Below are 534 nucleotides of genomic sequence, written 5' to 3'. Positions count from 1 at the left end.
ATCGAGAACGAGTTCGAGTTCGGTCTGGATCGCGACGACGAGATGGACGGCGTCCCCGCCCGGAACCGGCGCATGACCGGACTGATGCAAGGCGTGGCCCGACAGGTCAGCCTAACTCCCAACGACGGCATGGAGCTGTGATCGCCATGGCAGGTCGCACGAAGAAAGCGCAGATTTCCGTCTATCTCGAGCCCGACATCATGGACATGCTGGCGCACTATGCCGCCCAGCGCGACCAGTCCATGTCCCTGATTGCCCAGGCCGCGATCGCCTCCTTCCTGTCCCCCGACAGCGCCGAGCGCCAGGAGGCAGCTCTTGCCAGACGCCTCGGCCAGATTGATCGCCGCCTCGCGCGGCTGGAGCGCGATCTCGGCATCTCGACCGAGGCCTTCGCCACCTTCATCCGCTTCTGGCTCGCCACCACCCCCGCGCTGCCCGAACCCGCCGCCCAGGCCGCGCGGGCCAAGCTCTCCGAGCGCTACGCAGCCTACACAAGCGCGCTCGGTCGGCGTCTCGCGGAGGGGACACAGCTGC

The 534-nt window shown here is 67.6% G+C and carries 1 protein-coding gene; it reads left to right on the top strand.

What is annotated here, in order from left to right; all coding sequences use genetic code 11:
• Positions 1-146: 146 nt before the first annotated feature.
• Positions 147-534 (top strand): CopG family transcriptional regulator (locus ABD140_RS40005; RefSeq protein ID WP_344248311.1); only part of this gene is annotated, 388 nt, incomplete at its 3' end.

This window comes from Actinocorallia libanotica (assembly GCF_039525175.1).
GTDB lineage: Bacteria > Actinomycetota > Actinomycetes > Streptosporangiales > Streptosporangiaceae > Actinocorallia > Actinocorallia libanotica.
Note: the sequence above shows the minus strand (reverse complement) of the source record. Positions and strands in the feature narration are given on the sequence as shown.